Annotated in this window: 10 protein-coding genes and 1 riboswitch; of the genes, 3 read left to right on the plus strand and 7 right to left on the minus strand. The window is 71.3% G+C overall.

Features of this window, described 5'->3' with window-relative positions:
* Positions 1–2 precede the first annotated feature (2 nt).
* Complete coding sequence (locus KJK29_RS08495) at positions 3–2,825, minus strand: bifunctional acetate--CoA ligase family protein/GNAT family N-acetyltransferase (RefSeq protein ID WP_215118102.1); 2,823 nt, start codon at positions 2,823–2,825, stop codon at positions 3–5.
* Between the two features lie 178 nt (positions 2,826–3,003).
* Between KJK29_RS08495 and KJK29_RS08500 the strand changes: the two genes are divergently transcribed.
* Complete coding sequence (locus KJK29_RS08500; protein WP_003993478.1) at positions 3,004–3,285, plus strand: HPr family phosphocarrier protein; 282 nt, start codon at positions 3,004–3,006, stop codon at positions 3,283–3,285.
* A gap of 147 nt (positions 3,286–3,432) precedes the next feature.
* Here the strand turns inward: KJK29_RS08500 and KJK29_RS08505 are convergent, their stop codons facing one another.
* The 4 genes from KJK29_RS08505 to KJK29_RS08520 form a co-directional block, all read right to left on the minus strand.
* Entirely contained in the window at positions 3,433–4,128 is a 696-nt protein-coding gene (locus KJK29_RS08505; protein WP_215118103.1) for a GntR family transcriptional regulator, read from the minus strand.
* A gap of 212 nt (positions 4,129–4,340) precedes the next feature.
* Complete coding sequence (locus KJK29_RS08510) at positions 4,341–5,126, minus strand: M23 family metallopeptidase (RefSeq protein ID WP_215118104.1); 786 nt, start codon at positions 5,124–5,126, stop codon at positions 4,341–4,343.
* 12 nt (positions 5,127–5,138) lie between these two features.
* Positions 5,139–5,303, minus strand: a riboswitch (cyclic di-AMP (ydaO/yuaA leader).
* A gap of 203 nt (positions 5,304–5,506) precedes the next feature.
* On the minus strand, positions 5,507–6,895 hold the full coding sequence (locus KJK29_RS08515; RefSeq protein WP_215118105.1) for a M16 family metallopeptidase: 1,389 nt from the start codon (positions 6,893–6,895) through the stop codon (positions 5,507–5,509).
* Positions 6,892–8,262, minus strand: coding sequence for a M16 family metallopeptidase (locus KJK29_RS08520; protein ID WP_215124206.1), 1,371 nt, complete (start codon positions 8,260–8,262; stop codon positions 6,892–6,894). Before KJK29_RS08520 ends, KJK29_RS08515 begins: the two co-directional genes overlap by 4 nt.
* Before the next feature lie 324 nt (positions 8,263–8,586).
* On the opposite strand from KJK29_RS08520, the gene KJK29_RS08525 reads away from it, so the two are divergent.
* Entirely contained in the window at positions 8,587–11,043 is a 2,457-nt protein-coding gene (locus tag KJK29_RS08525; RefSeq protein WP_215118106.1) for a DNA gyrase/topoisomerase IV subunit A, read from the plus strand.
* Positions 11,044–11,059: 16 nt separating this feature from the next.
* Here the strand turns inward: KJK29_RS08525 and KJK29_RS08530 are convergent, their stop codons facing one another.
* On the minus strand, positions 11,060–12,154 hold the full coding sequence (locus KJK29_RS08530) for a CobW family GTP-binding protein (RefSeq protein WP_251057748.1): 1,095 nt from the start codon (positions 12,152–12,154) through the stop codon (positions 11,060–11,062).
* A gap of 322 nt (positions 12,155–12,476) precedes the next feature.
* Between KJK29_RS08530 and KJK29_RS08535 the strand changes: the two genes are divergently transcribed.
* Positions 12,477–13,037, plus strand: a complete 561-nt coding sequence (locus KJK29_RS08535; protein WP_215118107.1) for a DUF6082 family protein — start codon at positions 12,477–12,479, stop codon at positions 13,035–13,037.
* 95 nt (positions 13,038–13,132) lie between these two features.
* On the opposite strand, the gene KJK29_RS08540 is transcribed toward KJK29_RS08535, so the two are convergent.
* Positions 13,133–13,372, minus strand: coding sequence for a hypothetical protein (locus KJK29_RS08540; protein ID WP_184589726.1), 240 nt, complete (start codon positions 13,370–13,372; stop codon positions 13,133–13,135).
* Between the last annotated feature and the right edge of the window lie 229 nt (positions 13,373–13,601).

Consider the following 13,601-nt stretch of genomic DNA (forward strand, 5'->3'; position numbering starts at 1 on the left):
TGTCAGTACGCGGGGAGGGTCCGCGGGCCGAGGTCGTCGCGGGCGGGCGGGGTCGCCAGGCGGACGGAGGCGCCGAGGACGCTCAGGCCGTGCGAGGCGACGACGACCGGCTCCAGGGTGACCGCGACGACCTCGGGGTGGTCGTCCACCAGCCGGGACACGCGCAGCAGCAGTTCCTCCAGGGCGCGGGTGTCGGCCGGTGCGGAGCCGCGCCAGCCGAACAGCAGGGGTGCGGTGCGGATCGACCGCACCAGGGAGCCCGCCTCCCGGTCGGTGACCGGGATCAGCCGGTGGGCCGTGTCCCCGAGGAGCTGTGAGGCGGCGCCGGCGAGCCCGAAGGAGAGCACGGCTCCGGCCGCGGGGTCGATGACGGCCCGGACGACGACGTCCACGCCGCGCGGCGCCATCCGCTGCACCACGGGGCGCAGCTCGTCCGGTGCGCCGAACAGCTCGGTCAACTCGGTGTACGAGCGTCGCAGTTGGTCCTCGTCCGCGAGGTCGAGGCGGACTCCGCCCAGGTCGGCGCGGTGGCGCAGGTGCGGGGCGGTGGCCTTGAGGGCCACGGGGTAGCCGAGGGTGCGGGCGGCCTCGACGGCGGCGTCGGGGGTCGGGGCGGGCAGGGCGCGGTGGACGTGGATGCCGTAGTGGCCGAGCAGGTCGCAGGTCTCTTCCGCGCCGAGTGTGAGTCCCTGCCCGCGCGCGAGCAGCCCGTCGATCAGCGTGGCGGCGCCCCGCGGGTCGATGTCGTCGTACTCGGGCACCCTGCCGGGGTCGGCGGCGTCGCGCCGCCACTGCGCGTAGGTGACGGCCTGGGCGAGGGCGCGGACGGCGCGTTCGGCGGCGGGGTAGGCGGGGATGAGGTGGGCGCCTTCGGGGGCCTCGACCGCGGGGGGTCGCTCTTCGGTGGGCGACGGGCGCGGGGCGGTTTGCGGCGGGATGCCCGACTCCGCTTGGGGTGCGGTGCTCGCCGCCGCCGACAGGGCCTCGGCCAGACCGCCCAGCTCCACGTGCACGACCAGGACGGGCTTGGCCGGGGCGGCGGCCGATGCCGACCTCAGAGCCTCGGCGAGGGCCGCGTCCGCGACCGAGACCTCGCCCACCGCCGGTATGGCCGTCACGACGACCGCGTCGCACCGGTCGTCGGCCAGTGCGCGCGAGAGGGCCGCGTGGAAGTCCGCCGCGGAGGCCGCCGTGGTCAGGTCCTGCGGGGGGTGGGGCCTCAGGCCCTCGGCGAGGCAGGCGTCGTAGGTGAGCAGGCCGAGCGACTCGGAGTTGCCGAGGATCGCCACCCGGGGTCCGGCCGGCAGGGGCTGGCGGGCGAGGAGCAGGCCCGCGTCCACCAGGTCGGTGATGGTGTCGACGCGGATGACGCCGGCCTGCCGCAGCAGGGCCGAGACGGTCTCGTGCGGCAACCGGGTCGCCCGGACGGCATGCCCCTGGGGTGCGGCTCCGTGCCGCGCGCCCTGGACCACGACCAGCGGCTTCGCCGCGGCCGTCCGGCGGGCGAGGCGGGTGAACTTACGGGGGTTGCCGATGGACTCCAGGTACATGAGGACGACGTCGGTGTCGGGGTCCTCGTACCAGTACTGGAGTACGTCGTTGCCGGAGACGTCGGCCCGGTTGCCGGAGGAGACGAAGGTGGAGACGCCGGTCACGCCCGTGACGCCGCCGCCGCGGCGGTGCAGCCGGGACAGCAGGGCGATGCCGATGGCGCCGGACTGGGCGAACAGGCCGATCCGGCCCGGGCGGGGCGTCTCGGGGGCGAGGGAGGCGTTGAGCCGTACCCGCGGGGAGGTGTTGATGACGCCGAAGGCGTTCGGGCCGATGATCCGCATGCCGTACGTGCGCGCGTGCCGCACGAGTGCGCGCTGGTTCTCGCGCCCGTCGAGGCCGCTCTCGGCGTACCCGGCGGAGACCACGACGAGCCCCTGCACACCGTGCTCGCCGCACTCGTTGACGACCTCGGGGACGTGCTCGGCCGGTACGGCGACGACCGCGACGTCGACCGGGCCGTCGATGTCGCGCACCGAGCGGTGGGCGGGCACCCCGTCGAGTTCCTTCTGGTCCTCGGGGAGGGCCTTGTTCACGGCGTACAGACGGCCGGTGAACCCGGCGTCGCGGATGTTGCCCAGGACACTGCGGCCCACGCCGCCCGGTGTGCGCCCGGCGCCGATGACGGCGACCGAGCCGGGCGCGAGCAGCCGCTGCACGGACCGGGCCTCGGCGCGGTGCTCGCGCGCGTACTGCACGGCGAGGGAGCGGTCGGTGGGTTCGAGGTCGAACTCCAGACGGACCACGCCGTCCTCGAAGCTGCGCTTCTGGGTGTAGCCGGCGTCCGTGAACACCTTGATCATCTTGTTGTTGGCGGGCAGCACCTCGGCGGCGAAGCGGCGGATGCCGCGCTCGCGGGCGACGGCGCCGATGTGCTCCAGCAGGGCGGAGGCGACGCCGCGGCCCTGGTGGGCGTCCTGGACGAGGAAGGCGACCTCGGCCTCGTCGGCCGGTGCCGACGCGGGAGTTCCGTCGGCGCCGATCCGGTCGTAGCGTACGGTGGCGATGAACTCGCCGCCGACCGTGGCCGCGAGTCCCACCCGGTCCACAAAGTCGTGGTGCGTGAAGCGGTGGACGTCCTTGGCGGACAGGCGAGGGTACGGCGCGAAGAAGCGGTAGTACTTCGACTCGTCGGAGACCTGCTCGTAGAAGCTGACCAGACGATCGGCGTCATCAACGGTGATGGGCCGGATGCGCGCGGTACCGCCGTCGCGCAGCACCACGTCGGCTTCCCAGTGGGCGGGATACTCGTGCCGGTCCGGCGAGGTCTGCATGGGCCCCAGAGTACGGCTAGCGTCCGACAGCGGACGCGAGGCAGTCTGTGGAGGGCGTCAGTCGGGTCGAGGCCGCGATCCGACGGCACCCCGGGGCGGTCAGCAGGGCCGCTCCGGCACAGCTTCACGTTATGGGAAACTGGTCTAGACAACCCTGAACACCGAAGGGCAGCAACACATGGCTGAGCGCCGCGTCAACGTCGGCTGGGCCGAGGGCCTCCACGCCCGCCCCGCTTCCATCTTCGTCCGAGCCGCCACGGCCGCAGGCGTCCCGGTGACGATCGCCAAGGCCGACGGCAACCCCGTCAACGCGGCCTCCATGCTGGCCGTCCTCGGCCTGGGCGCCCAGGGCGGCGAGGAGATCGTCCTCGCCTCCGACGCCGAGGGCGCGGACGCCGCCCTGGACCGGCTGGCCAAGCTGGTCTCCGAGGGCCTGGAGGAACTGCCCGAGACCGTCTGAGTATTTCCCCGCGCCCGAACCGGCGCACACTGAAGAGCTCGTCCGAATTCCTCGGGCGAGCTCTTCGCCTTTCCGGTGCATTTCCCGTCGGCGGGCAGCAGAAATAATCCCCCGCGAATTACCCACTCTTTGTATACGGCTCCTGTGTTAATGCCGCAGGCTTGCCGTGTTTACGGCATGTTGCGAGTTCCTCACACGCTCGGCGCGCTCCCCCGCCGAACCGAAACGCAACCGGTGCGCGGCCGTCGCGCGCTCGGTGTGCAGCGCCGTGACCGCCCGCGCGCGCTCGCCGTCCCCGCGCGCCACCGCGTCCACGATCGCGCCGTGCTCGGCCCAGCACTCCACGGGTCCGGCCGGTGCCTCCACGGCGTACATCCAGGCGATCTTGTGCCGGAGCTGGGTGAGCATCGAGGTCAGCGCGGGGCTGCCGGAGGCCTGGGCCAGCGTCTCGTGGAACCAGCCGCCCAGCGAGCGCAGGTCGTCGCTGTTGCCCCGGCGGGCGCGCTCCTGGCCGAGCCTGACCAGGCCGCGCAGCACCTTCAGATGGGCCTCGGTGCGACGCTGGGCGGCGCGGGCGGCGCCCAGCGGCTCCAGCAGCATGCGCATCTCCAGCAGGTCGGCGGCCTCCTGCTCGGTGGGTTCGGCGACACACGCGCCCGCGTGCCGCCGGGTGACCACGAAGCCCTCGGCCTCCAGGGTGCGCAGGGCCTCCCGGACGGGGACGCGCGAGACGCCGTAGCGGCGCGCGAGGAGTTCCTCGGTGAGCCGGCCGCCACGCTCGTAGACACCCGCGACGATGTCGTCCCGGATGGCCGTGCACACCGAGTGCGCGGGAATACGCATGACCGACCTCCCCATTAATCCCCGTGAAACGTCGACTGGTGACGCGTGTTCCGTGACTCTATTGCAATGAGCCGGAATTTCCGACGGCAGGCAGGAAATCAGGGATATTTTTTGGACAGTCGGCAGCCGTGACGAACGCCGGTCGCGGCGAACGCCGAAAGCCCCGGCTCAGGGAGCCGGGGCTTTCGGGAAGAACAGTCGCCGTCGGATGTTCAGACGTTCACACCGTGCGAGCGGAGGTAGGCGACGGGGTCGATGTCGGAGCCGTACTCGGGGCCGGTGCGGGCCTCGAAGTGCAGATGCGGGCCGGTGACGTTGCCGGTCGCGCCGGACAGGCCGATCTGCTGGCCGGGGGTGACCTTCTGGCCCACCGAGACGCTGCTGGACGACAGGTGGCCGTACTGGGTGTACGTCCCGTCGTTCATCTTGATCACGACCTGGTTGCCGTAGGAACCGCCCCAGCCGGCCTCGACGACCTCGCCCATGCCGACCGAGTGGACGGCCGTGCCGCTGGAGGCGTGGAAGTCGACACCGGTGTGGCTGCCGGAGGACCAGACGGCGCCGCCGGACTTGTAGCCGGTGGAGACGTACGAGCCGGAGATCGGGGAGACGAAGGTGTTGAGACGCTTACGCTCGGCCTCGCGGGCGGCGCGCTCCTTGGCCTCGCGGACCTTCTCGGCCCGCTCCTTGGCCTCCTTGGCCGCCTCGGCGGCGCGCTCGCGGGCGGCCTCCTCGGCCTTCTTCTTGGCGATGGCCTCTTCGGCCGCCTGCTTCTGGGCGACGGCCTGGGCGTCGATCTTCTGGGCCACGGTGTCGCCCATGGTGACGACCGGGGTGAGGCCCGTCTGCTCGGCGGCGGGCTCCGCGGCGAAGGCCGGGGCGGCCACGGCGCCGACGACACCGGTGGTGGCGAGGGCCGCGACACCCGCGGCGCGGGCCGTGCGGCGCTGGATCCGGCTGGGACGACGGTGCTTCCCGGTGGCGCGCGTGAACGCCATGTGGTGGCTGGTCCTTTCCTTCCCTCTCGCCTACCGGGTTAGCTGACGGGTTCGGAGCAGGAAGGTCTCCTACGGACCCCCTCGCGACTCGCGCGGGCGTCCGATTCACCCCAGGGACTACGGTGGGTCCCCGGCTCCCCTGGCTCGCGCCGTACGGGGACTCGGCGATGACTGTCCGGTGCCGCGGGTGCGGCGCACTGCCTGACGAACAGCCCGGACGACGCTAAGCGGCGCCACTTTCAATTCCCAAACGGATCCAGGCTTTTGTAGCGCATCCCACAGGGCAGACAGGCAACTCCCACATCAATTCGGGCATAAGGGAGCCCTGGTGCCTTAGAAGACAACCAGGGCCCCTACGCGCGCGTGCCGCTCGCTTCCCGCTACTCGGCGGTGACGACGGTGACTTCGCCGATGCCGAGGGCCTCCACCGGGCCCTTGATCTGCGCCGCGTCGCCGACGAGGACGGTCACCAGACGGTCCCCCGGGAAGGCGCTGACGGCCGCCGCGGTGGCCTCCACGGTGCCGGTCGCGGCGAGCTGCCGGTACAGCGCGGCCTGGTAGTCGTCGGGCAGGTGCTGCTCGACCTGGTCCGCCAGCGTGCTCGCGACGGCCGCCGCCGTCTCGTACTTGAGCGGCGCCACGCCGACCAGGTTCTGCACGGCGACGTCCCGCTCGGCGTCGGTCAGCCCCTCGGCGGCGAGGGTGCGCAGCACCGTCCAGAGGTCCTCGAGGGCGGGGCCGGTGTTGGGGGTGTCCACGGAGCCGCTGATGGCGAGCATCGCGGCACCGGTCCCGTCCGGGGCGGACCTGAGGACCTGGGCGAACGCCCGCACGCCGTAGGTGTAGCCCTTCTCCTCGCGCAGGACGCGGTCCAGGCGGGAGGTGAGGGTGCCGCCGAGGCAGTACGTGCCGAGCACCTGGGCGGGCCAGACGCGGTCGTGCCGGTCCGAGCCGATCCGGCCGATCAGCAGCTGCGTCTGGACGGCGCCGGGGCGGTCCACGATGACGACCCGGCCCGTGTCGTCGGCGGTCACCGGCGGCACCGGCCGCGGCTCGGCCGAGGAGCCGGTCCAGGCGCCCAGCGTGTCGCCGAGCAGCACGTCGAGGTCGATGCCGGTGAGGTCGCCGACGACCACGGCGGTGGCCGTCGCCGGGCGGACGTGCTTCTCGTAGTAGCCGCGTACGGCCGCGGAGTCGATCGTGGCGACCGTCTCCTCGGTGCCCTGCCGGGGCCGCGACATGCGCGAGCCCGCCGGGAACAGCTCCTTGGAGAGCTCCTTGGCGGCACGGCGGGCGGGGTTGGCCAGCTCGTGCGGGATCTCGTCGAGACGGTTGGTGACCAGCCGCTCGACCTCGCTGTCCGCGAACGCGGGCGCCCTGAGGGCGTCGGCGATCAGGTTGAGCCCCTTGGCGAGCCGGGAGGCCGGCACCTCCAGGCTGAGCCGGACGCCCGGGTGGTCGGCGTGCGCGTCGAGGGTGGCCCCCGCGCGCTCCAGCTCGGCGGCGAACTCCTCGGCGGAGTGCTTGTCGGTGCCCTCGGAGAAGGCCCGCGCCATGATCGTGGCCACACCGTCGAGGCCGGCCGGCTCGGCGTCCAGGGGCGCGTCCAGCAGCACCTCCACGGCGACGACCTGCTGGCCGGGGCGGTGGCAGCGCAGCACCGTGAGGCCGTTGTCGAGCGTGCCGCGCTCGGGGGCCGGGAAGGCCCACGGCTTGGCGTCGCCCGCCTGCGGCTGCGGGTGGAAGTCCATTGTGGCGAGCTCGGTCACTTGGCCGCCTCCTCGTTCTCGTTCGTGGCCGCGGCTGCGGTGTCGTCGTCGGCGTCCTCGCCGGTCTCGTCGGCTACGGGCTCGTAGACGAGCACCGCGCGGTTGTCGGGCCGCAGGCGGGCCTTGGCGACCTCCTGGACCTCCTCCGCAGTGACCTCCAGCACGCGCTGTACGGCGGTCAGGGCGAGCTGCGGGTCGCCGAACAGCACGGCGTACCGGCACAGTTCGTCCGCCCGGCCGGAGACCGTGCCGAGCCGGTCCAGCCACTCGCGCTCCAACTGGGCCTGGGCGCGCTCCATCTCCTCGGCCGTGGGGCCCTCCTCGGCGAACCGGGCGAGCTCCTCGTCGATGGCGGTCTCGATGACCGGCACCTCCACGTCACCGGACGTCTTCACGTCCAGCCAGCCCAGGGACGGCGCCCCGGCGAGCCGCAGCAGACCGAAGCCGGCCGCCACGGCCGTACGGTCCCGTCGTACCAGGCGGTTGTAGAGCCGGGAGGACTCGCCGCCGCCGAGGACGGTGAGGGCCAGGTCGGCCGCGTCGCACGCGCGTGTGCCGTCGTGCGGCAGCCGGTAGGCGGCCATCAGGGCGCGCGCCGGGACCTCCTCCTCGACGACCTCGCGCAGCTGCTCGCCGATGGTCTCCGGCAGCGAGCCGTCCCGGGGCGGGTGCTTGCCGTCGTGGCCGGGAATGGAGCCGAAGTACTTCTCGACCCAGGCCAGGGTCTGCTCCGGGTCGATGTCGCCGACCACGGAGAGCACGGCGTTGTTCGGCGCGTAGTAGGTCCGGAAGAACGCGCGCGCGTCCTCCAGGGTCGCCGCGTCCAGGTCGGCCATCGAGCCGATCGGGGTGTGGTGGTAGGGGTGGCCCTCCGGGTAGGCGAGGGCGGTCAGCTTCTCGAAAGCGGTGCCGTAGGGGACGTTGTCGTAGCGCTGGCGGCGCTCGTTCTTGACGACGTCGCGCTGGTTCTCCATCGACTCGTCGTCGAGGGCGGTCAGCAGGGAGCCCATCCGGTCGGCCTCCAGCCAGAGCGCGAGCTCCAGCTGGTGGGCGGGCATGGTCTCGAAATAGTTGGTGCGCTCGAAGCTGGTGGTGCCGTTCAGCGAGCCGCCCGCGCCCTGGACGAACTCGAAGTGGCCGTTGCCCTTCACCTGGGCGGAACCCTGGAACATCAGATGCTCGAAAAGGTGAGCCAGGCCGGTACGCCCCTTGACTTCGTGGCGCGAGCCGACGTCGTACCAGAGGCACACCGCCGCGACCGGGGTCAAGTGGTCCTCGGAGAGCACCACGCGCAGGCCGTTGGCCAGGCGGTGCTCGGTCGCTGTCAGGCCCCCGGAGCCTGCCTGGGCTGTGGCCGTGTGACCCATGGGCATGTACGTCCCTTCGATCGCGGTGCGGTCGTCCGACCGCGGATTCCTGCCGGTCCTGCCACTGTATGCAAGCGTGCGGAGCGCTGGTGAAGTTCCCGCTGCGCGTACGCGCAGAGCGAGATCGAGTGACCCGCTGTGCCGGGCCCGGACGGCGCGGCGGACGTCAGAGACCGGGTCCTTGTCCCGGTTGTCAGTGCGGCGGTCCACAATGGTCGGCGTCAGATCCGGATCGCAGAGGCAAGAGCGAGCCGAAGGGGCGTCTCGTCACCGACAGGAACGCCCCGCAGGCGAGCGACCAGCAAACAGGAGGAGCCGGCAGCGATGGCCCGCCGCAGCACGAAGACCCCGCCGCCCGACGACTCGTACGAGGAGAGGATCCTCGACATCGACGTCGTCGACGAGATGCAGGGCTCCTTCCTCGAGTACGCGTACTCGGTCATCTACTCCCGCGCCCTGCCGGACGCACGCGACGGCCTCAAGCCGGTGCACCGCCGCATCGTCTACCAGATGAGCGAGATGGGCCTGCGCCCCGAGCGCGGGTACGTCAAGTGCGCCCGCGTCGTCGGCGAGGTGATGGGCAAGCTGCACCCGCACGGCGACGCGTCGATCTACGACGCCCTCGTGCGCATGGCCCAGCCCTTCTCGATGCGCGTCCCCCTGGTCGACGGCCACGGCAACTTCGGCTCGCTGGGCAACGACGACCCGCCGGCCGCCATGCGGTACACCGAGTGCCGGATGGCCGAGGCCACGAGCCTGATGACGGACTCCATCGACGAGGACACCGTCGACTTCAACCCCAACTACGACGGCCAGGAGCAGGAACCGGTGGCCCTGCCCGCCGCCTTCCCGAACCTCCTGGTCAACGGCGCCTCGGGCATCGCCGTCGGTATGGCCACGAACATGCCGCCGCACAACCTGCGCGAGGTCATCGCGGCCGCCCGCCACCTGATCAGGTACCCGAACGCCGATCTGGACGCGCTGATGAAGCACGTCCCGGGCCCCGACCTGCCCACCGGCGGCCGTATCGTGGGCCTCCCCGGCATCCGGGACGCGTACGAGACGGGCCGCGGCACCTTCAAGATGCGGGCGACCGTCGCCGTGGAGACCGTGACGGCCCGCCGCAAGGGACTGGTCGTCACCCAGCTGCCCTTCACGGTCGGCCCGGAGAAGGTGATCGCCAAGATCAAGGACCTGGTCGGCTCGAAGAAGCTCCAGGGCATCGCCGACGTCAAGGACCTCACCGACCGGGAGCACGGCCTGCGCCTGGTCATCGAGATCAAGAACGGCTTCGTGCCGGAGGCGGTCCTGGAGCAGCTCTACAAGCTGACGCCGATGGAGGAGTCCTTCGGCATCAACAACGTGGCCCTGGTCGACGGCCAGCCGCTCACGCTGGGCCTCAAGGAGCTCCTGGAGGTCTACCTCGACCACCGCTTCACCGTCGTACGGCGGCGTTCGGAGTTCCGCCGCGGCAAGAAGCGCGACCGGCTGCACCTGGTCGAGGGCCTGCTCACGGCCCTGCTCGACATCGACGAGGTCATCCGCCTCATCCGCTCCAGCGAGAACTCCGCGCAGGCGAAGCAGCGCCTGATGGAGCAGTTCTCGCTGAGCGAGGTGCAGACGCAGTACATCCTCGACACGCCGCTGCGCCGTCTGACCAAGTTCGACCGCATCGAGCTGGAGGCGGAGAAGGACCGGCTCAACGCGGAGATCGAGGAACTGACCCGGATCCTCGACTCGGACGCCGAGCTGCGCAAGCTGGTCTCCTCCGAACTGGCCACCGTCGCCAAGAAGTTCGGCACCGACCGGCGTACGGACCTGCTGGAGGCGGGTGGCACACCGGTCGCGACCGTGCCGCTCCAGGTGGCCGACGACCCGTGCCGGGTGCTGCTGTCCTCGACGGGTCTGCTGGCCCGTACGGCGAACGGCGAGCCGTTCACGGAGGACGCCGGCGCGGAGCGCGTGAAGCACGACGTGATCGTCTCGGCGGTGCCGGCCACCGCCCGTGGCGAGGTGGGCGCGGTCACCTCGACGGGCCGGCTGCTGCGGCTGAACGTGATCGACCTGCCCCAGCTCCCGGAGTCGCTGTCGACGCCGAACCTCGCGGGGGGCGCCCCGCTGGCGGAGTTCGTCTCCCTGGAGGACGACGAGACGGTGGTCTGTCTGACGACCCTCGACGAGTCGTCGCAGGGCCTGGCGATCGGCACGGCACAGGGCGTGGTCAAGCGCGTGGTGCCGGACTATCCGTCCCACAAGGAAGAGCTCGAGGTCATCACCCTCAAGGAGGGCGACCGGATCGTCGGCGCGGTGGAGCTGCGCACCGGCGACGAGGATCTGATCTTCATCTCCGACGACGCGCAGTTGCTGCGCTATCCGGCCGCACAGGTCCGTGCCCAGGGCCGCGCGGCGGGCGGCATGGCGGGCATCAAGCTCACGGAGGGCGCGAAGGTCATCTCCTTCACCGCGGTGGATCCGGCGGCGGACGCCGTCGTCTTCACCGTCGCGGGCTCGCGCGGCACCCTGGACGACTCGGTCCAGACGACGGCCAAGCTGACCCCGTTCGACCAGTACCCGCGCAAGGGCCGGGCCACGGGCGGCGTCCGCTGCCAGCGGTTCCTGAAGGGCGAGGACTGTCTGTCCGTGGCCTGGGCGGGCCCGGTCCCTGCCCTCGCGGCACAGAAGAACGGCACTCCGGTCGACCTTCCGGAGATCGACCCGCGGCGGGACGGCTCGGGGGTTTCCCTGGCGAAGACCGTATGGGTGGTGGCGGGGCCGGTGTAGGCGGGCCCCAGCCGTTCTAGACGGGCTCCCCGAGATCCTCCTCGGTGCCCGGTACGTACCGCAGGACGCCCCACATGCCGCGCTCATCGGCGTGTGGGGCCTCGCTCCGGCACGCGTCGAGCTGTTTGTCGAGGGCGGCGGTGTCGATCCCGGAGCCGATGAGGACCAGCTGGGAGAGGCGTTCGTCGCCGGCCGGCCAGGGCTCCGGGTAGAAGCGCAGGAACCGTCCGACGGCGTGGACGGCGTAGCGGTTGTGGACGTCGTGGGGCCCGAAGTCGACGTAGCCCTTGATCCGGTACAGCCCCTCGGGCCGGCTGTCGAGGAACTCCATCAGCCGGCGCGGGTCGAGGGGCTCCCGGGAGACGAACGACAGACTGTCGTACGCGCTGTGCAGATGCCCGGCGTGGCCCTCCGCGCCGGTCTCGTGCAGGTCGTCGAAGGACAGCTGCCCGACGCGTTCCTCGCTCGGCCGGCAGTCGAAGAGGAACTCGGGATCGATCCGGCCGTAGGTGGCCGGGACGACGGCCGCGCGGTCGACCAGGGACCGGACCAGCCCGAGGACGCGCTCGCCGTCGGTCGCCCGGTCGGCCTTGTTGACCACGACGAGGTCGGCCAGCGCGAGATGCCGGTCGATCTCGGGGTGCCTGGCCCGGGTGTCGTCGAACTCGGCGGCGTCGACGACCTCGACGAGCCCGCCGTACACGATGCGCGGATCCTCGCTCGCGAGCACCATCCGCACGAGTTCCTGCGGCTCGGCGAGACCGCTGGCCTCGATGACGATGACGTCGATGCCGAGGGACGGCTCCGTGAGCCGCTCGAGATAGAGATCCAGTTCACCGGCGTCGACGGCACAGCACAGGCATCCGTTGCCGAGCGAGACGGTCGAATCGCCGAGCGCGCCCGCGACGGCCATCGCGTCGATCTCGATGGCCCCGAAGTCATTGACGACCGCGCCGATCCGGCTGCCTCCGCTGCGGTGCAGGAGGTGATTGAGCAGTGTGGTCTTTCCGGATCCGAGGAATCCGGCCAGGACCACGACCGGGATCTGCCGCGGACCCGCGCTCGGGCTCGGGCTCTGCCGCGGACTCGGGCTCGGGCTCGGCTGGCTCACCGTGCGACCTCTCTCACGCCGACGCGTGCACCGGCTCGCGTTCTCGGCACTGGGACGAAGAATGAATGCCGAACCAGGATACGAGCCGCAGGAATCGCGCCGAAGTGAACGATTGTTAGCAGCACTTGCGGGGCAGACGTTCGGCAAGGCGCCGGATCGTGCGACCCTCGCTTCCCTCCGTGCGCCGCCTCTCCGCCTCCCCGCCGATCAGAGCCGCTCGGCACTCTGGGGAGACGGCAAGCGCCGCCCACTGCTCGCCGGTCCCCTCCAGTCGACCCGCACCCCGACGACCGGCGGACGGCCGCCTGACTCGGGGGTTGACATGGCCACACGGAAAATTGGGATACAGGGACTGCGCTCCGCCGCCGCGGCCGGACTCGGCATGGCGGCCGGCGCTCTCGTCGCCATGGCGGCACAGAAGCAGGCGATGGACACGCTGCACGAACGCCTGGGCGAGCTGGAACGGCACGCCCGCACACAGCAGCAGCGCTCCAACCTGGCCAGGCAGCAGCGGCAGCACTGGGAGCTGCTGAGCAAGGCGATCGACGATCCCGAACTCGCCGAGGTCCTGGACATCTTCGAGAGGCCCGTCACCCCTGAGCGGCGCCGGCAGTACCTCTTCGCCAACGCGCTGTACACCAACCTGCTCTGCTACTACCGCATCGGCAACATGGGAAGAGACGAGTTCTTCAAGCACGTCCGGGGCATTTTCCAGAACCCGATCGTCAGGGAGTACTGGTACGCGACCCAGCAGCAGCGCGCGAGCCTCACGGGCACCGAGGAGGCGGAACTCGGCCGACTCGTCGACGACCTGCTGCTGCAACTCGATGAAGCGGACACCGATGAGTGGTGGGTGGTCGGCGAGCCGCCCACCGACCCCTGACGGGACGTGATGGCCCGATATGGCCCGAGACGGCAGGAGCCGACCCGCACGGCACCACGCCGATACGGACCGGCTCCTTCACGACCACGGGATCGTCAGGCGTCGGGGATGTCCTTCTTCGCCTTGACCAGGGTCTCTCGGGTGATGACGACGATGCGTTCGTAGTCGGCGCGTCCGGCGTCGTCGGGCAGTTGGGTGTCGAGGGAGTCAGTGACATCCGTGCCGATGACCGCGAAGTTGCCGTCGGCCAATTCAAAGATGTCGGGACATGTCCCGCCACCGGCACTGCCTCGATAGCGGGGAGCGACACCAAGGCGGCGGATGATCTGACTCACTGTTGAATTCCCTCTGTTCTCAAGGCACAAGCGCCTGCGCCCGCGGCCGCGCGAGCGGTGGCATCCTCGCAGGCCCGAGCCTTGGCCGCCGCGCGACACGCACGCGGTCCGCCCCCGCGCCCCAAGGAAGCAAGGCATCTTTGCGGCCCTGTTTTATCACCCGCGAGGGTGGGGCCACTCACGTTCCTGGAGAACATCCGCAAGAGTGACGGAAGGCAGTGAAGAATCG

The sequence above is a fragment of the Streptomyces koelreuteriae genome, assembly GCF_018604545.1.
In the GTDB taxonomy this organism is placed as follows: domain Bacteria; phylum Actinomycetota; class Actinomycetes; order Streptomycetales; family Streptomycetaceae; genus Streptomyces; species Streptomyces koelreuteriae.